The organism is Escherichia sp. E2661 (assembly GCF_004745185.1).
Taxonomy (GTDB): domain Bacteria; phylum Pseudomonadota; class Gammaproteobacteria; order Enterobacterales; family Enterobacteriaceae; genus Escherichia.
Genome location: NZ_PDIG01000031.1, coordinates 54,523 through 72,113, shown reverse-complemented (window position 1 = coordinate 72,113; position 17,591 = coordinate 54,523). Strand labels below are relative to the sequence as shown.

Below are 17,591 nucleotides of genomic sequence, written 5' to 3'. Positions count from 1 at the left end.
CATATTTTATATTATCCGATTCTGTTTAAAGTCACGCAAAAAACCACCCCAGCGACGTTCATAGAATGGCGCAATATGTTCGGTAATAAAGTGGCTAATTCCTTTTTCCTCTTTTTTTACCTGGCAAATATCTATCGGTTCATCGCCAGGTAATGTATCGGTCGCTACACTTCCCGCCGCCTGAATAATTTCTTCGATATCACCATCGGCTTCAATGCCAATAAGTAAATTAGGCTGTGCCTCTTCGTTCTCTTTAATTGAACAAATAAAAGCACGCTTCACTGGCTTAATGGTTTTAAATAAGGTGGTGAGTGAATCAATCATTTGTGCTGGTGGCTCTGCGACTTCCGATAATATCAGCGATTCACCGCCTTCCAGTACTTCCTGACTGCTCAGCGGATTCCCTTCTTCACCAATCAGCAAACTGATTTCACGCGGCATAAATTCTTTACCGGTTGGCAGTTTGGCATTAAGGAAGAGCGTTTCACCAAGAGTCATCTCAAATAATGTGCGAACGGGCATTACGACAAATGCCTGTTCGTCTTCAACCGCCTGTTGAAGCGCTTCTAATGAGGTGAAAAAAGGAATGACGCTGGTGCCGTCTTCTTTTTCCCAGTGCTGTAAATCAAGCGCGCTATCTTCAACCACAGCCTCGCCCTGCGCCGCCGTACCCGGCACCCAGACGGTGGATTCCAGTAGAGTACGGAAAAAGGCCGGGCGGTGCGCCGGTTCGGTTGCTGCTTTTTCCAGCAGGTCTTCAAGTTCGTTTTTTGTTTCGGACATAAGAACCACAATTCATTCAACGTTCGGGGCACAAGTGCCTGATGCGCTACGCTTATCAGGCCTACAAGGGAACCGCAATATATTGAATTTGCAATACTTTGTAGGCCGGATAAGGCGTTTACGCCGCATCCGGCATATTAGTTTACGCCGTTAACAGATTAGCAATCGTGCGCACACCAAGTCCCGTAGCGCCCGCAGACCACTGTTCAACCGGCGCTTTACGGTAAGTCGCCGAGCAGTCGATATGCAGCCAGCCTTGCTGATAGTTCTCAACAAAATGCGACAGGAAGCCCGCCGCCGTACTTGCACCTGCCGGATACGCCGCGCTTCCGGTGTTGTTCAGTTCGGCAAAGTTAGACGGCAGCTGGCTGCGGTGGAACTCCGCCAACGGCAGACGCCAGAACGGTTCGTTCTCCTGCGCGGCACTCGCCAGCAAGCGACCGGCAAGCGCATCGTCAAAACTGAACAGCGCGTGATAATCATTACCCAGCGCGGTTTTCGCCGCCCCGGTGAGGGTCGCCGCATCAATGATCAGTTCCGGTTTCTGCGCACTGGCATCAATCAGGCCATCGGCCAGCACCAGACGCCCTTCGGCATCAGTGTTCATCACTTCAACTTTTTTACCGTTGCGATAGGTGATGATATCGCCCAGCTTGAACGCATTGCCGCTGATCAGGTTATCCGCACAGCAGAGGAACAGCTTCACGCGCTTATTCAATCCGCGAGTAATGGCAAATGCCAGCGCCCCGGTAACCGTTGCCGCGCCGCCCATATCCGACTTCATTGAGTCCATAAACGCGGTCTGTTTGATGCTGTAACCGCCGGAATCAAAGGTGATGCCTTTACCTACCAGGCACGCGTACACCGGCGCTTCTTTATCGCCAGTTGGGTTGTAATCCAGCGCCAGCAATACCGGAGAACGTTCTGAACCGCGTCCGACGGTGTGCAGCCCCATATAACCTTGCTCACGCAGATCTTCGCCTTTGGTGATCCGATAAGTCACACGATCGCCCGCGACGTTGCTGATCAGATCAACAGCACGCTGTGCCAGTTGCGATGGTCCCAATTCTTCTGCCGGTGCGTTGATGGTGTCACGCACCCAGTCGATGATCATCAGGCGGTTATCCAGTTCCTGGCGCTGGGCATCGTCCAGATCCGGCCACTCCACTTTACGCGTGCCTTTCGGGGCTTTGTAACCTTGCCAGAATGCCCAGCAGCGATCCGCATCCCAGCCTTCACCGCTTAGCTGAACATGTTTGATGCCCAGACCGTCAATCTTGCGCGCCGCACGCTGGATCAGCCCCAGATCGTCCGCTCCATTCAAATGCAGGGTAATGCCATCATTATTAATGCTGTAAGTCGCTTTTTCTCCCCAACGTGCGTCGGCAGGCTGGGTAGAGAGGGTAATTTTCATCGCTTCTGTCATTTTAGTTATCCTTATTCGTTTAACAGCAAAACGGGCTACCCCAGGCAGCCCGTTTATTCATTCGGCTTCGTCCAGCCAGACTAACAAAATCGCTTCGAGGATTTTCTCGTTGGATGCCTGCGGATCGTCGTCGAAATCTTCCAGATCGCAAATCCACTGATGCATATCGGTGAATCGAACCGTTTTCGGATCAAGATCGGGATACGCATCGTACAGTGCTTCGCCAATTTCGCGGCTATCGGTCCACTTAAGTCCCATACTAACCTCTGTTAATGCTCACGCGCATGGTTGATAGTGTAACGCGGGATTTCGACCACTAAATCTTCGTCGGTAACGCGCGCCTGGCAGCTTAAACGGCTTTCCGGCTCCAGTCCCCAGGCTTTGTCCAGCATGTCGTCTTCCTGCTCTGAGCTTTCCGGCAGTGAGTCAAAACCTTCACGAACGATGCAGTGGCAGGTGGTGCAAGCACAGGATTTTTCACAGGCGTGTTCAATCTCGATACCGTTACGCAGCGCAACGTCGAGAATGGTTTCACCGCTATTCGCTTCCAGAACAGCGCCATCAGGGCAGAGATCCTGATGAGGCAAAATAACAATCTTTGGCATATTAAACCTCGTCCACGGAATGGCCTTTCAGCGCACGACGAACCGACTGGTCCATGCGGCGAGCGGCGAAATCCTGGGTTTGTTTGTCTACGTTTTTAATCGCTTGTTCGATGGCGTCAACATCATCGCCCTGCGCCACTTCACTCAGGTGAGCGGCAGCATCGTCAATAACCTGACGCTCTGCGGCGCTTAACAGCGCGGCATCAGCAGCCAGCGCGCCGTGCAGACTTTCCAGCACACGCGCCGCTTCTACTTTTGTTCTGCCAGCATACGGGCTTTTACGTCCTGCTCGGCATAGCTCATTGAGTCTTTGATCATCGAGGCGATTTCGCTGTCGGTCAGGCCATAAGAAGGTTTCACCTGAATAGACGCCTCAACGCCGGTGGATTTCTCCATCGCCGTCACGCTCAAAAGACCGTCGGCATCGACCTGGAACGTCACGCGAATATGCGCGCCGCCAGCCGGTAACGCCGGAATACCACGCAGCGCAAAACGCGCCAGCGAGCGGCAGTCCTGCACCAGTTCGCGCTCACCCTGCATTACATGGATAGACATCGCCGTCTGGCCATCTTTAAAGGTGGTGAAATCCTGGGCGCGGGCCACCGGAATCGTGGTATTACGCGGGATCACTTTCTCCACCAGGCCGCCCATCGTTTCGAGGCCCAGCGACAGCGGGATCACATCCAGCAACAGCATTTCGCTGTCCGGTTTGTTACCCACCAAAATATCCGCCTGAATCGCCGCGCCAATAGCGACGACTTTATCCGGGTCGATGGAAGTCAGCGGTGGACGACCGAAAAATTCGCCTACACGTTCACGCACCAGCGGCACGCGAGTAGAACCGCCAACCATCACCACTTCCAGCACTTCATCAGCTTCTACGCCAGCGTCTTTCAGCGCACGACGACAGGCCAGTAAGGTTCGTTTTACCAGTGGCGCGATCAGTTCATTGAATTGTTCACGGCTGATTTCGCCCTGCCAGCCCGCAACATTCACGGTCACAGAGTCCGCATCGCTCAGCGCGATTTTGGCTGCAATGGCGGCATCCAGCAGTTCACGCTGAACGCGGTTATCGCTACGATCAGGAATGCCCGCCTGCTCGCGAATATAATCCGCCAGCAGATGGTCGAAATCATCGCCACCGAGCGCGGAATCACCGCCGGTCGCCAGCACTTCAAACACGCCGCGACTTAAGCGCAGAATGGAAATATCAAACGTCCCGCCACCGAGGTCATAAACGGCGATCACGCCTTCCTGACCGGAATCCAGCCCGTAGGCGATTGCCGCAGCGGTCGGTTCGTTAAGTAAGCGCAGGACGTGAAGGCCCGCCAGACGCGCCGCGTCTTTGGTGCCCTGACGCTGGGCATCGTCAAAGTACGCCGGAACGGTGATAACTACACCATCCAGCTCGCCTGCCAGGGCTTCAGTTGCCCGCGCCGCCAGTGCTTTGAGGATGTCCGCCGAAACGCGCACCGGGTTCAGCAGCCCCGCCGCCGTTTCAATCATCGGCAGGCCGTTTTCGCTGGCCTGGAATTGATAAGGCAGATGCGGATAGCGTTGCTGGATATCAGCCAGCGAGCGCCCCATCAGGCGTTTAACAGAACTAATGGTGTTGGCGGTGTCAAGCGCTGCGTTAGTACGCGCGTCATAACCCACCGAATGCCCTTGCTGTTGATAGTGAACAACAGACGGCAGCAGGTGGCGGCCTTCATGGTCGGCTAACGTTTCGGCCTGACCGCTGCGCACTGTCGCCACCAGCGAGTTGGTTGTGCCCAGGTCAATACCGGCCGCCAGACGACGCTGATGCGGCGCAGCACTCAAACCAGGTTCACTAATTTGTAATAAGGCCATGTTTAGCTTCCAGAAATTAAAAATCGAGCAGTTTTTCTTCGAGTTGTTCGGCACTGCTTCGCAGTTTATCGAGAAAACGCAGCTTACGCACGGTATCCGCCGCCGCGTCCCACGTCTCGTTGTCTAACTGTTCAACCATCAACTGATGGCGGGTATCAAACATCTTTTTCACACGTTTGATAAAGCTTTCCAGCCGCGCTTCATCTTTCGCCTGTTCGATCTCGTCCAGCTCTTCGCGCAGCTCCAACTGTTCCATCAGGAACGCGGTGTCGCGCACAGTATGCTGCTCGCTGGCGAGATCAAAGCCATGCAAAGAAAGCAAATATTCCGCGCGCATTAACGGATGACGCAGCGTTTGCCAGGCCTGGTTAATGGTTGCAGATTGCTGTACGGCGGCGAGTTGTTCCGCCTGGCTTCCGCTGGCGAATTTATCAGGATGATACTGACGTTGTAGATCCTGAAAACGCAGGCTCAGTGCCTGGGTATCGAGTTGATAACGGGCAGGCAAGCCAAAGAGGGTGAAGTAATCCATAACATTCTCAGGGCTGCGATCCGCCGCGATAACGGCGAATCAGGTAAAACAAACCCCACGCGCAGGCGACCACGGTGGGGTTATCGGTATGCGCATCAAACGTGGAAGCTTTCGCCGCAACCACACTCATCTTTGACGTTCGGGTTGGTGAATTTAAACCCTTCGTTCAGGCCTTCTTTTACGAAGTCCAGCTGCGTACCGTCCAGAAATTGCAGGCTTTTGCCATCGACCACGACTTTCACGCCTTTGTCTTCAAACACGATGTCTTCCGGCGTCGGTTCGTCAACAAATTCCAGTACATAAGCCATACCTGAACATCCGGAGGTTCTCACACCCAGACGCAGGCCAAACCCTTTGCCGCGGTTAGCCAGAAAGGTATTTACTCGCGCTGCTGCACTGTCGCTCAGTGTAATCGACATAACCAAACCTCAACTCTTATTTTGCTTCACGTTTGCTTTTATAGTCCGCAATGGCGGCTTTGATCGCGTCTTCTGCCAGAATAGAACAGTGAATTTTCACCGGCGGCAGTTCAAGTTCTTCAGCAATATCGGTGTTTTTGATCGCCTGCGCTTCGTCGAGAGACTTCCCTTTCACCCATTCGGTGACCAGGGAGCTGGAAGCGATAGCAGAACCGCAGCCGTAAGTTTTAAAACGCGCGTCTTCAATGATACCTTCATCGTTGACTTTAATCTGCAACTTCATCACGTCGCCACAGGCCGGTGCACCCACCATGCCGCTGCCGACGTTCTCGTCGTTGTTGTCAAAGGAACCCACGTTACGCGGATTCTCGTAATGGTCGATAACTTTTTCGCTGTAAGCCATTATAAATTCTCCTGATTCCGATACCGATTAATGATGAGCCCATTCGATGCTGTTCAGATCCACGCCCTGCTTGTACATTTCCCACAGCGGAGAAAGGTCACGCAGACGACCGATGGATTTACGAACTAACTCGATGGTGTAGTCGATCTCTTCTTCAGTAGTAAAACGACCTAAAGAGAAACGGATAGAGCTATGTGCCAGCTCGTCGTTCAGCCCCAGCGCGCGCAGCACGTAGGACGGTTCGAGGCTTGCTGACGTACAGGCGGAACCTGAAGAAACTGCGAGGTCTTTCAGCGCCATAATCAGCGACTCACCTTCAACGTAGTTGAAGCTGACGTTGAGAATGTTCGGCGCACCGTGTTCCAGGTCACCGTTCAGGTAAACTTCTTCGATATCTTTGATGCCGTTCCACAGACGGTTACGCAGGCCGCGCAGACGTTCCATCTCGGTCGCCATCTCTTCTTTTGCGATGCGATAGGCTTCGCCCATACCGACGATCTGGTGAACAGGCAGAGTGCCGGAACGCATACCGCGCTCGTGACCGCCGCCGTGCATTTGCGCTTCGATGCGTACGCGCGGTTTACGACGCACATACAGCGCACCGATACCTTTCGGGCCATAAATCTTGTGGCCGGAGAAAGACATCAGGTCAACTTTCAACTGGCTCAGGTCGATAGGCAGTTTGCCCACGCTCTGGGTTGCATCAACGTGATAGATAATGCCACGAGCACGGCACATTTCGCCGATAGCCGCGATATCCTGCACCACGCCGATTTCGTTATTCACGTGCATGATAGAAACGAGGATGGTGTCGTCACGCATCGCTGCTTCGAGTTCTTTCAGGTCGATAATGCCGTTACGCTGCGGTGCCAGGTAGGTGACTTCAAAACCTTCGCGCTCCAGCTGACGGCAGGTATCCAGTACCGCTTTGTGTTCGGTTTTGCTGGTGATGATGTGCTTGCCTTTTTTCTGATAAAAGTTGGCTGCACCTTTGATCGCCAGGTTGTCAGATTCGGTTGCACCAGAGGTAAAGACGATTTCACGCGGGTCAGCGCCGACCAGACCGGCAATCTGATTACGGGCGATATCTACCGCTTCTTCAGCCTGCCAGCCGAAACGGTGAGAACGGGAGGCCGGGTTACCAAAGGTTCCGTCCATCGTCATAAACTGCATCATTTTCTCGGCAACACGCGGGTCCACCGGCGTGGTTGCGGAGTAGTCGAGATAAATCGGTAATTTCATTGCTCTATAAACTCCGTACATCACTCAATGCAAGGAACCAGGCTACCGGCTGGATGTACGACCGTGTTTACGGAGCGCGATACGCCCCGGCCTGATTCTGAATACTTTTTATCTTTTATGCGCGCAACTTAACATCAATTGCATCGTTACGATTGCTGCGTGGCGCGTCGTGAGTATGCTGACGACCAGACACATCCAGCACTTCCTGGTTATTAACCAGTTCGCCTAAAGTAATGTTGTTGAGAAAACCGGTGAGACGGTCGCTCAAATCACGCCACAGCGCGTGGGTCAGGCATTTATCCCCGCCCTGACAGCCGCCTTTACCCTGACAACGGGTGGCATCTACAGATTCGTCAACGGCGCTAATCACTTCGCCAACGGCGATGCTGCTGGCGTCTTTGCCTAACAGATAACCACCGCCTGGTCCACGTACGCTGGAAACCAGACCATTTTTACGCAGACGGGAAAACAGTTGTTCCAGATAAGAAAGGGAAATTCCCTGTCGTTCGGAAATATCAGCCAACGGTACCGGGCCTGCTTCGGAGTTGAGCGCAACGTCAAGCATTGCGGTCACGGCATAGCGCCCTTTAGATGTCAGTCTCATGTCTTACTTCACCTCAAACTCGCCCCTGCCCGGGGTTTTTATTGTAAAAGTGGGGGTATTGCATAGCAGGGTCAAGTCTGACATTCCCGAGTAATTTGGTCAACTATTTACTTGACTGATTTAGTCAGGTATTTAACCTTCAGTGCCATTTTTTATCGTGGCGTTTGTACCTGTTGTCGGATGCGGCGTGAATGCCTTATCCGACCCACGATTACGTGCACTTCCAGGCCTGATAAGACGCGTTAAGCGTCGCATCAGGCAATCACTGTTATTCGGCCTTGTTACCTTTATTCTGCTGCTCTATAGAAGCCAGAATCCCGCGCAGGATATTCAATTCCTGGCTTTCCGGGCGCGCACGGGTAAACAGACGGCGCAATTTATTCATCACCTGCCCCGGATGGTTTTCACGGATAAAACCGGTTGCCAGCAGCGTTTGTTCGAGATGACCATAAAAACGCTCCAGATCATCGACCAGAGGATACGGCGTCTCTTCATGCTCGACCTGCTCGCCATTTTCCTGCGTTGCCAGCCAGGCCATGCGCACTTCATAGGCAATAACCTGAACCGCCATCGCCAGGTTCAGCGAGCTGTATTCCGGGTTAGCGGCAATCGCGACATGATAATGGCACTTCTGCAACTCTTCATTGGTCAAGCCGACGCGCTCGCGACCAAAAACCAGCGCCACCGGCGTATTTGCCGCTTCAGCGACGCTTTTCAGACCGCATTCGCGCGGGTCGAGCATCGGCCACGGCAACGTGCGGGAGCGTGCGCTGGTGCCCACCACCAGGCTACAATCGGCTAACGCTTCGTCGAGCGTATCGACAATGTGAGCATTACCAATCACATCGCTGGCACCTGCCGCCAGGGCAATCGCCTGGGAGTCAGGTTTCACCAGTGGATTAACCAGCCACAGATTGGTTAATCCCATTGTTTTCATGGCACGGGCAACAGAACCCATATTGCCGGTGTGTGACGTCTCCACCAGCACAATTCGAATATTTTGCAGCATTGTCTTTCTTCGTCTAAAGATTATTCGCGCATCTTAACATAAAACGAAGACAGATGCCGATCTCGCTGCTATACTCTGCGCCGTTTTCCCGTTCTTTAACATCCAGTGAGAGAGACCGATGCATCCGATGCTGAACATCGCCGTGCGCGCAGCGCGCAAGGCGGGTAATTTAATTGCCAAAAACTATGAAACCCCGGACGCTGTAGAAGCGAGCCAGAAAGGCAGTAACGATTTCGTGACCAACGTAGATAAAGCTGCCGAAGCGGTGATTATCGACACGATTCGTAAATCTTACCCACAGCACACCATCATCACCGAAGAAAGCGGTGAACTTGAAGGTACTGATCAGGATGTTCAATGGGTTATCGATCCACTGGATGGCACTACCAACTTTATCAAACGTCTGCCGCACTTCGCGGTATCTATCGCTGTTCGTATCAAAGGCCGCACCGAAGTTGCTGTGGTTTACGATCCTATGCGTAATGAACTGTTCACCGCCACTCGCGGTCAGGGCGCACAGCTGAACGGCTACCGTCTGCGCGGCAGCACCGCTCGCGATCTCGACGGTACTATTCTGGCGACCGGCTTCCCGTTCAAAGCAAAACAGTACGCCACCACCTACATCAACATCGTCGGCAAACTGTTCAACGAATGTGCAGACTTCCGTCGTACCGGTTCTGCGGCGCTGGATCTGGCTTACGTTGCTGCGGGCCGTGTTGACGGTTTCTTTGAAATCGGTCTGCGCCCGTGGGATTTTGCGGCAGGCGAGCTGCTGGTTCGTGAAGCGGGCGGCATCGTCAGCGACTTCACCGGTGGTCATAACTATATGCTGACCGGTAACATCGTTGCTGGTAACCCGCGCGTTGTTAAAGCCATGCTGGCGAACATGCGTGACGAGTTAAGCGACGCTCTGAAGCGTTAATGACTCAGGCGGGTGATATCACTCACCCGCCCTCGCCTTTCAGGCGCTATTCCGAAATACTTCCTCACCGCTTTACTTTCTTTCGTCACTCTCCCACCATCTTTCCCCGATTAATGGATGATAAAGAAGTCGCAAGGAAAGGTTATGGCGCTGCCAGTGAACAAACGCGTTCTCAAAATTCTGTTTATTCTCTTTGTTGTTGCCTTCTGCGTTTATCTAGTGCCGCGCGTTGCCATCAACTTCTTCTATTATCCTGACGATAAAATTTACGGTCCCGACCCCTGGTCGGCGGAATCCGTCGAATTTACGGCTAAGGACGGTACTCGTCTGCAAGGCTGGTTTATTCCTTCTTCGACGGGCCCCGCTGACAACGCCATCGCAACCATCATTCATGCTCATGGCAATGCCGGGAATATGTCCGCCCACTGGCCGCTGGTCAGTTGGTTACCAGAACATAATTTCAATGTTTTTATGTTTGATTATCGCGGGTTTGGTAAATCTAAAGGCACGCCATCACAAGCCGGATTACTGGACGATACGCAAAGTGCCATTAATGTGGTACGCCATCGTAGCGATGTAAACCCCAAGCGGCTGGTGCTGTTCGGGCAGAGTATTGGCGGGGCGAATATTCTTGATGTTATTGGTCAGGGTGATCGCGAGGGCATACGTGCGGTGATCCTCGACTCCACATTTGCCTCTTATTCGACCATCGCCAACCAGATGATACCCGGCAGCGGCTACTTACTTGATGAGAGTTACAGCGGCGAAAATTACATCGCCAGCGTCAGTCCTATCCCGCTTTTACTGATTCACGGCAAAGCTGATCATGTTATTCCATGGCAGCATAGCGAGAAATTATTTGCCCTGGCGAAAGAGCCCAAACGCCTGATTTTGATCCCCGATGGCGAACATCTTGATGCCTTTTCCGATCGTCACGGAGACGTTTATCGCGAGCAGATGGTGGACTTTATCCTTAGCGCATTGAATCCACAGAATTAACCTTATGGTCGAAACCAGATAAAACAGCAAGAAATCACCTTATGGGATGGCATTAAACTGCCAAAAAGTGTTTATATCGATAAAAATTCTGTGATGTTTGTCATCATTTCTGATTAATAGCATTCCATTCACCGTATCCCTAAGCAAACTTTAGCTATTCTTATAAATTATGCTTATGGGAGATCTACAGATGATACCTACACTTGCCCCACCATCTGTACTTTCAGCTCCCCAGCGCCGTTGCCAGGTATTGCTGACGCTGTTCCAGCCGGGGTTGAGCGCCACCACGGCAACTTTCAGCGAGATTAATGGTGTGGATGATGAAATGGTGGGTCGCGATATCAGCGAAACAGGACGGGAGATCCAGCGCTATCATCAACTCACCATTACAACTGGATATGACGGGAGCTACCGGATTGAAGGTACAATACTTAACCAACGCTTATGTTTATTTCATTGGCTACGACGCGCTTTTCGCCTTTGTCCGTCATTTATCAGCAGCCATTTTACGCCCGCGTTAAAGGGGGAGCTAAAGCGTCGGGGGATTGCTCGTAATTTTTATGACGACACCAATCTACTGGCGTTAGTTAATCTCTGCTCGCGAAGGCTGCAAAAACGCTTTGACGCGCGTGATGTTCATTTCCTGTGTTTGTATCTGCAATATTGCTTATTGCAACACCATGCCGGAATCTCGCCCCTGTTTAACCCGCTGCAACGTCACTGGTTAGAATCTTGCATTGAATTTCAGGTTGCACAGGAAATTGGCCGCCACTGGCAACGGCGGGCGCGTCAACCTGTCCCCACTGATGAGCCACTATTTATGGCATTGCTTTTTTCCCTGTTGCGGGTTCCCGATCCACTGCGAGACACCCATCAGCATGGCAAACAGTTGCGCCTGTCAATTAACCGTCTGGTACAGCATTTTCGGCAGTTGAGTAACGTCCATTTCTATGATGAACAGGGGTTGTGCTATCAGCTTTATACTCACCTCGCCCAGGCGTTAAACCGCTGTTTGTTTTCTATCGGCATTGATAACACTTTACCGGAAGAGTTCCGTCGACTTTATCCACGGCTCGTGCACACCACCCGCGAAGCGCTGGTCGGGTTTGAAAATGAGTACAACGTCAGTCTTTCCGATGAAGAAAGTTGTCTGGTGGCAGTGATTTTCGGTGCATGGCTGATGCAAGCAAATGAAATTCACGAAAAACAGATTATTTTGCTGACGGGCAATGACAGCGAACGAGAAGCGAATATTGAGCTGCAATTGCGTGAACTAACGATACTGCCGCTCAATATTAAACACATGTCTGTGAAGACATTTTTGCAGATTGGCGCGCCGCGCAACACCGCGCTTATTATTGCGCCTTATACCATGCCACTACCGCTTTTTTCACCACCGCTGATTTATACGGATCTGACCCTGACGGCACATCAACAGGAACAGATCCGCAAAATACTTGAATCAGCATGAGGGAACGACTTTCGGGCGCAAAAACATTGCCGGAAACGCCACCAATGCCATCACCCAGAACACGCCATGCCCCAGATATTGATACAGGAAACCGGCGAAGACGGTCATGATGGCGATACTGCCGCCCATCGCGACGGCAGAATAAACTGCCTGCAAGCGGATAACCTCACTTCCCTGACGAGCGGCAATGTAGCGCATGGCCGCCAGGTGGCACACGGTGAAGGTGCCGCAATGCAAAATTTGCACCATAATCAACCACGGTAGCTCAGTGGTTGCCCCCATAATTCCCCAACGCAATACCCCACATACCGCCGAGATCAGCAACATGTCACGGGCGCTACAACGGCGGAAAAGCTTATTACTCAGCGCAAAGATAATGACTTCCGCCACCACGCCCAGCGACCATAAATAGCCCACCGCCGAGGCCGAGTAGCCAGCTGCCTGCCAGTAAATGGCGCTAAAACCGTAATAGGCCGCATGCGCCCCCTGCAATAAACAAACGCAGGCCAGAAAACGCCAGTTCTGGCGGACCAGCGCCAGCCACGCTGGCCACCCCGTGCTCTCCTGCTGACGGCTTGCCCCTTGTGGCTGAATCGTCGGACGGATAAGAAAGCCGAGCAGCATGGATGCCACGCCCAGCGTCAACAGCGCGAGGATCACCCGATAATCAAACATAGTGACCAGTTTGCCCGTCAGCGCCGAGCCAATGACAAACGCCACCGAGCCCCAAAGTCGCACTTTGCCGTAATCAAGCGGGAACTGCTTTTGCCACGTATTCGCCAGTGCATCGGTCAACGGTACCAGCGGTGAGAAAAAGAGGTTAAAACCAACCATCACCACCATCAACCACGCCACATGCGCACCCGCCCAGAAGGCGATGGCAAAGAGTAGCGTCAGCAACGCCAGCACACGCAGCGCAGAAATCAGGCGAGAAGGATCGCTGACGCGAGGCGCAATTATCAAACTACCGAGAAAACGGGCAACCAGCCCGGCCCCCAACAACAGGCCGATGGTTTCTGGCGTTAAGCCAATTCCCTTAAGCCAGACGCTCCAGAAAGGTAGAAAAATACCGTAGCTAAAAAAGTATGTGAAATAACCGAGCGCCAACCAGCGCGTGGATTGCAAAACCATGAGTCCCTCCCGTCAGGAGGCGTTAGTCTGGAGTTAATCGAATGTTGGTGCAAGTTGAAAAATAAGAAAATTCGAGTCCGCTTCCCGCCGATTGTCATGCATATCAGGAAATGACAAAAAGATGCGACCTGCGACGTATCTTGCAAAAATAATGCGTAATTATGCCGTTACGCTTGCCAAACGTTCCTGCACAATGGCGATGAAATCACGTAACGCCGGTTTCATCCCCCCTTTCTTCCACGCCATCAGTAAAGCAATGGAAGGCACATTTCCGGCAATTGGCCGAAAAACAACCTGCCCGGTATTAAAATTATTCATATAACCGGGTATCAAAGTGACGCCCAACCCCATCCCCACCAGATTCATGGTCACCAGAATATTAGTTGCCACCTGCACAATATTTGGCTGGCTGTTTTCTTGCGCAAACCAGGTTTTAACAATCGGTGCAAGCGAGCCGGAATACGCCGGATCGGTACTGACGAAATTAACGCCATTAAGCTGCGCGGCGGTAATCTCTTTTTCTTGTGCTAAAGGATGATCAACCGGCAAAACCACCACTAATGGTTCGTCAAAAAGTTCCAGATAATCAATCTCCGGGCTATAAACAGGATGGCGCATTAAGCCGACGTCCAGTTCACCACGGCGAATTTTTTCTTCTTGTTCCGTGGTAATTAAACTCACCAGCTCAATCAAGGTTTCTGGCTGCTTCAGTCGGAACATGGGCAATACTTTTGGCAGTAAATTCACTTCCGCCGATGGCACAAAACCGATAGTCAAATGCTTATCTTCCTGAACAATTTTCCGCGCCCGTTGTTTGGCATTTTCCGCTTGTTCGAGAATCGCCTGCGCGTCCTGGAGAAAACATTCTCCCGCCGCCGTCAACGCGACTTTGCGCTTATCCCTCACCAGTAACGGAACACCGACACAGTTTTCGAGATCGCGGATCTGGCTGCTTAACGAAGGTTGTGATGTATGCAGTTTTTCCGCCGCACGAGTGAAGTTCAGCGCCTGAGCTACTGCGACGAAATAGCGTAAATGCCGTAGTTCCATCACCTTCCCCTTGTTATCGAAAAAAACGTCTCAGTTGGTAGAAATTAACTATTTCACACATTAGCAACCAACCTGCAACATCCTTATGGCACAAAAATAGAAGGTCAATACATCTTATCTTTCAGGATTAAAAAATATGACCACACCCTCAGATTTGAACATTTACCAACTGATTGACACCCAAAACGGTCGGGTCACTCCGCGTATTTATACCGACCCGGACATTTACCAACTGGAGCTTGAGCGCATTTTCGGTCGTTGCTGGCTATTTCTCGCCCACGAAAGCCAGATCCCAAAACCTGGTGATTTCTTTAACACCTACATGGGGGAAGATGCGGTTGTCGTGGTGCGCCAGAAAGACGGCAGCATTAAGGCGTTTCTCAACCAGTGCCGCCACCGGGCCATGCGCGTGAGCTATGCCGATTGCGGCAATACTCGCGCCTTCACCTGCCCATATCACGGCTGGTCTTACGGCATTAACGGCGAATTGATCGACGTACCGCTGGAACCTCGCGCCTACCCGCAAGGTCTGTGTAAATCCCACTGGGGATTAAACGAAGTTCCCTGCGTAGAAAGTTATAAAGGGTTGATTTTTGGCAACTGGGACACCACTGCACCGGGCCTGCGTGATTACCTTGGTGACATTGCCTGGTATCTGGATGGCATGCTGGATCGTCGCGAAGGCGGCACCGAAATTGTCGGCGGTGTACAGAAATGGGTTATCAACTGCAACTGGAAATTCCCGGCGGAGCAATTCGCCAGCGACCAATATCACGCTCTGTTCAGCCACGCTTCTGCCGTTCAGGTATTAGGAGCAAAAGATGATGGCAGTGATAAACGCCTCGGCGATGGACAAACCGCTCGCCCGGTATGGGAAACCGCTAAAGATGCCCTGCAATTTGGTCAGGACGGTCACGGCAGCGGCTTCTTCTTTACTGAAAAACCGGATGCTAATGTCTGGGTTGATGGCGCAGTTTCCAGCTATTACCGCGAAACCTACGCCGAGGCGGAACAACGTTTAGGTGAAGTTCGCGCCCTGCGCCTGGCAGGTCATAACAACATCTTCCCGACACTTTCCTGGCTCAACGGCACTGCCACGCTCCGCGTCTGGCATCCGCGCGGCCCCGACCAGGTAGAAGTGTGGGCGTTCTGTATCACCGACAAAGCCGCCTCCGATGAAGTTAAAGCCGCTTTTGAAAACAGCGCCACCCGCGCTTTTGGTCCGGCTGGTTTTCTCGAGCAGGATGACTCCGAAAACTGGTGTGAAATCCAGAAACTGCTGAAAGGCCACCGCGCTCGCAACAGCAAACTGTGTCTGGAAATGGGGCTCGGTCAGGAAAAACGTCGCGACGACGGCATTCCAGGTATTACTAACTATATCTTCTCAGAAACGGCCGCCCGTGGAATGTATCAACGCTGGGCCGATCTCCTGAGCAGCGAAAGCTGGCAGGAAGTGCTCGATAAAACCGCCGCTTACCAGCAGGAGGTGATGAAATGAGTGCCTTAGTTTCGCTGGAGTTACATCACCGTATTAGTCAGTTTCTCTTTCACGAAGCCAGCTTACTGGATGATTGGAAATTTCGTGACTGGCTGGCACAGCTCGACGAAGAGATTCGTTACACCATGCGCACCACGGTTAACGCGCAAACACGCGACCGCCGCAAAGGCGTCCAGCCCCCGACAACCTGGATTTTTAATGACACCAAAGACCAGCTGGAGCGGCGAATCGCCCGTCTGGAAACGGGCATGGCCTGGGCGGAAGAACCGCCGTCACGCACCCGCCACTTAATCAGCAACTGCCAGGTAAGCGAAACCGACATACCAAACGTATTTGCCGTGCGGGTGAATTATTTGCTCTACCGGGCTCAAAAAGAGCGCGATGAAACGTTCTATGTTGGAACGCGTTTCGACAAAGTTCGCTGTCTGGAAGACGGGAACTGGCGCTTGCTGGAACGGGATATCGTCCTGGATCAAGCGGTCATCTCCTCCCATAACCTGAGTGTACTGTTCTGATGAATCGAATTTATGCGTGTCCCGTTGCGGATGTGCCGGAGGGTGAGGCTCTCCGGATCGATACCTCGCCCGTCATCGCCCTGTTCAACGTCGGCGGCGAGTTTTATGCCATTAACGATCGTTGCAGCCATGGTAATGCGTCGATGTCAGAAGGGTATCTGGAAGATGACGCAACTGTGGAATGCCCACTGCACGCCGCCAGTTTTTGCCTGAAAACGGGGAAAGCGTTATGTCTGCCCGCCACCGACCCGCTAACCACTTATCCAGTACACGTTGAAGGTGGTGACATCTTCATCGACTTACCAGAGGCGCAGCCATGAGCGATCTCCATAACGAATCCATTTTTATTACCGGCGGCGGCTCGGGATTAGGCCTGGCGCTGGTCGAGCGATTTATCGAGGAAGGCGCGCAGGTTGCCACGCTGGAACTGTCGGCGGCAAAGGTCGCCAGTCTGCGTCAACGATTTGGCGAACATATTCTGGCGGTGGAAGGTAACGTGACCTGTTATGCCGATTATCAACGCGCGGTCGATCAGATCCTGACCCGTTCCGGCAAGCTGGATTGTTTTATCGGCAATGCGGGCATCTGGGATCACAATGCCTCACTGGTTAATACTCCGGCGGAGGCACTGGAAACCGGCTTCCATGAACTGTTTAACGTCAACGTACTCGGTTATCTGCTGGGCGCAAAAGCCTGCGCTCCGGCGTTAATCGCCAGTGAAGGCAGCATGATTTTCACACTGTCAAATGCCGCCTGGTATCCTGGCGGCGGTGGCCCGCTGTACACCGCCAGTAAACATGCCGCAACCGGGCTTATTCGCCAACTGGCTTATGAACTGGCACCGAAAGTACGGGTGAATGGCGTCGGCCCGTGCGGTATGGCCAGCGATCTGCGCGGCCCACAGGCGTTGGGGCAAAGTGAAACATCGATAATGCAGTCTCTGACGCCGGAGAAAATTGCCGCCATTTTACCGCTGCAATTTTTCCCGCAACCGGCGGATTTTACGGGTCCGTATGTGATGTTGGCATCGCGGCGCAATAATCGTGCATTAAGTGGGGTGATGATCAACGCCGATGCCGGTTTAGCCATTCGCGGAATTCGCCACGTAGCAGCTGGGCTGGATCTTTAAGG

General features: G+C 52.6%; 19 protein-coding genes and 2 pseudogenes. 7 read left to right on the top strand and 14 right to left on the bottom strand.

The genetic code is table 11. From position 1 onward, the window contains the following. Positions 1-6: 6 nt before the first annotated feature. The 12 genes and pseudogenes from sseB to trmJ all read right to left on the bottom strand — a co-directional run bounded on the left by sseB (position 7) and on the right by trmJ (position 8,874). A complete protein-coding gene (sseB, locus tag CRI63_RS15500; RefSeq protein WP_135520025.1) occupies positions 7-783 on the bottom strand; it encodes an enhanced serine sensitivity protein SseB in 777 nt (258 codons plus the stop codon). Positions 784-812: 29 nt separating this feature from the next. After that, positions 813-917 (bottom strand): annotated as a pseudogene (locus CRI63_RS24745) (hypothetical protein); the annotation flags it as partial. 8 nt (positions 918-925) lie between these two features. Continuing rightward, positions 926-2,209, bottom strand: coding sequence for an aminopeptidase PepB (pepB, locus tag CRI63_RS15495; RefSeq protein WP_054411160.1), 1,284 nt, complete (start codon positions 2,207-2,209; stop codon positions 926-928). Positions 2,210-2,266: 57 nt separating this feature from the next. Then, complete coding sequence (gene iscX, locus CRI63_RS15490) at positions 2,267-2,467, bottom strand: Fe-S cluster assembly protein IscX (RefSeq protein WP_000523616.1); 201 nt, start codon at positions 2,465-2,467, stop codon at positions 2,267-2,269. A gap of 11 nt (positions 2,468-2,478) precedes the next feature. Then, a complete protein-coding gene (gene fdx, locus CRI63_RS15485) occupies positions 2,479-2,814 on the bottom strand; it encodes an ISC system 2Fe-2S type ferredoxin (RefSeq protein WP_001124471.1) in 336 nt (111 codons plus the stop codon). A 1-nt stretch (position 2,815) separates the two neighbouring features. Then, a pseudogene (gene hscA / locus CRI63_RS15480) lies at positions 2,816-4,665 on the bottom strand (Fe-S protein assembly chaperone HscA). A 16-nt stretch (positions 4,666-4,681) separates the two neighbouring features. Beyond that, positions 4,682-5,197 carry a co-chaperone HscB gene (gene hscB, locus CRI63_RS15475; protein WP_000384413.1) on the bottom strand — a complete coding sequence of 172 codons (516 nt, stop codon included), beginning with the start codon at positions 5,195-5,197 and terminating at the stop codon, positions 4,682-4,684. Positions 5,198-5,292: 95 nt separating this feature from the next. Continuing rightward, the gene (gene iscA / locus CRI63_RS15470; RefSeq protein WP_000028953.1) at positions 5,293-5,616 is read right to left on the bottom strand and encodes an iron-sulfur cluster assembly protein IscA; all 324 of its coding nucleotides are present in this window, start codon (positions 5,614-5,616) and stop codon (positions 5,293-5,295) included. Between the two features lie 16 nt (positions 5,617-5,632). Then, positions 5,633-6,019 (bottom strand): Fe-S cluster assembly scaffold IscU, encoded by a 387-nt coding sequence (gene iscU, locus CRI63_RS15465; protein WP_000331707.1) that lies wholly within the window; start codon positions 6,017-6,019, stop codon positions 5,633-5,635. Positions 6,020-6,046: 27 nt separating this feature from the next. After that, a complete protein-coding gene (gene iscS, locus CRI63_RS15460; protein ID WP_135520024.1) occupies positions 6,047-7,261 on the bottom strand; it encodes a cysteine desulfurase in 1,215 nt (404 codons plus the stop codon). Positions 7,262-7,376: 115 nt separating this feature from the next. Further along, entirely contained in the window at positions 7,377-7,865 is a 489-nt protein-coding gene (iscR, locus tag CRI63_RS15455; RefSeq protein WP_001241354.1) for a Fe-S cluster assembly transcriptional regulator IscR, read from the bottom strand. A 268-nt stretch (positions 7,866-8,133) separates the two neighbouring features. Next, positions 8,134-8,874: a tRNA (cytosine(32)/uridine(32)-2'-O)-methyltransferase TrmJ gene (gene trmJ / locus CRI63_RS15450; protein WP_112019608.1), complete on the bottom strand. Its 741-nt coding sequence runs from the start codon at positions 8,872-8,874 to the stop codon at positions 8,134-8,136. Between the two features lie 118 nt (positions 8,875-8,992). On the opposite strand from trmJ, the gene suhB reads away from it, so the two are divergent. From suhB to csiE, 3 genes are all read left to right on the top strand, one after another. Next, complete coding sequence (gene suhB, locus CRI63_RS15445; protein WP_000553451.1) at positions 8,993-9,796, top strand: inositol-1-monophosphatase; 804 nt, start codon at positions 8,993-8,995, stop codon at positions 9,794-9,796. 144 nt (positions 9,797-9,940) lie between these two features. After that, the gene (locus CRI63_RS15440) at positions 9,941-10,795 is read left to right on the top strand and encodes an alpha/beta hydrolase (protein ID WP_135404522.1); all 855 of its coding nucleotides are present in this window, start codon (positions 9,941-9,943) and stop codon (positions 10,793-10,795) included. A gap of 190 nt (positions 10,796-10,985) precedes the next feature. Next, on the top strand, positions 10,986-12,266 hold the full coding sequence (gene csiE, locus CRI63_RS15435) for a stationary phase inducible protein CsiE (protein ID WP_130214629.1): 1,281 nt from the start codon (positions 10,986-10,988) through the stop codon (positions 12,264-12,266). Here the strand turns inward: csiE and CRI63_RS15430 are convergent. Both CRI63_RS15430 and hcaR read right to left on the bottom strand, forming a co-directional pair. After that, positions 12,258-13,397: a 3-phenylpropionate MFS transporter gene (locus CRI63_RS15430; RefSeq protein ID WP_135488942.1), complete on the bottom strand. Its 1,140-nt coding sequence runs from the start codon at positions 13,395-13,397 to the stop codon at positions 12,258-12,260. The genes csiE and CRI63_RS15430 overlap by 9 nt on opposite strands. A 159-nt stretch (positions 13,398-13,556) precedes the next feature. Beyond that, entirely contained in the window at positions 13,557-14,447 is an 891-nt protein-coding gene (gene hcaR, locus CRI63_RS15425) for a DNA-binding transcriptional regulator HcaR (RefSeq protein WP_130214633.1), read from the bottom strand. 136 nt (positions 14,448-14,583) lie between these two features. Here hcaR and hcaE point away from each other — a divergent pair, with 136 nt between their 5' ends. From hcaE to hcaB, 4 genes are read left to right on the top strand one after another with little or no spacing between them, the layout of a single operon-like run. Next, on the top strand, positions 14,584-15,945 hold the full coding sequence (gene hcaE, locus CRI63_RS15420) for a 3-phenylpropionate/cinnamic acid dioxygenase subunit alpha (protein WP_112027606.1): 1,362 nt from the start codon (positions 14,584-14,586) through the stop codon (positions 15,943-15,945). Continuing rightward, complete coding sequence (hcaF, locus tag CRI63_RS15415; protein ID WP_135520023.1) at positions 15,942-16,460, top strand: 3-phenylpropionate/cinnamic acid dioxygenase subunit beta; 519 nt, start codon at positions 15,942-15,944, stop codon at positions 16,458-16,460. The genes hcaE and hcaF overlap by 4 nt, the downstream gene beginning before the upstream one ends. Further along, positions 16,460-16,780: a bifunctional 3-phenylpropionate/cinnamic acid dioxygenase ferredoxin subunit gene (locus CRI63_RS15410; RefSeq protein WP_001080102.1), complete on the top strand. Its 321-nt coding sequence runs from the start codon at positions 16,460-16,462 to the stop codon at positions 16,778-16,780. Before hcaF ends, CRI63_RS15410 begins: the two co-directional genes overlap by 1 nt. Continuing rightward, positions 16,777-17,589 carry a 3-phenylpropionate-dihydrodiol/cinnamic acid-dihydrodiol dehydrogenase gene (gene hcaB, locus CRI63_RS15405; RefSeq protein WP_130258867.1) on the top strand — a complete coding sequence of 271 codons (813 nt, stop codon included), beginning with the start codon at positions 16,777-16,779 and terminating at the stop codon, positions 17,587-17,589. The genes CRI63_RS15410 and hcaB overlap by 4 nt, the downstream gene beginning before the upstream one ends. Positions 17,590-17,591: the final 2 nt, after the last annotated feature.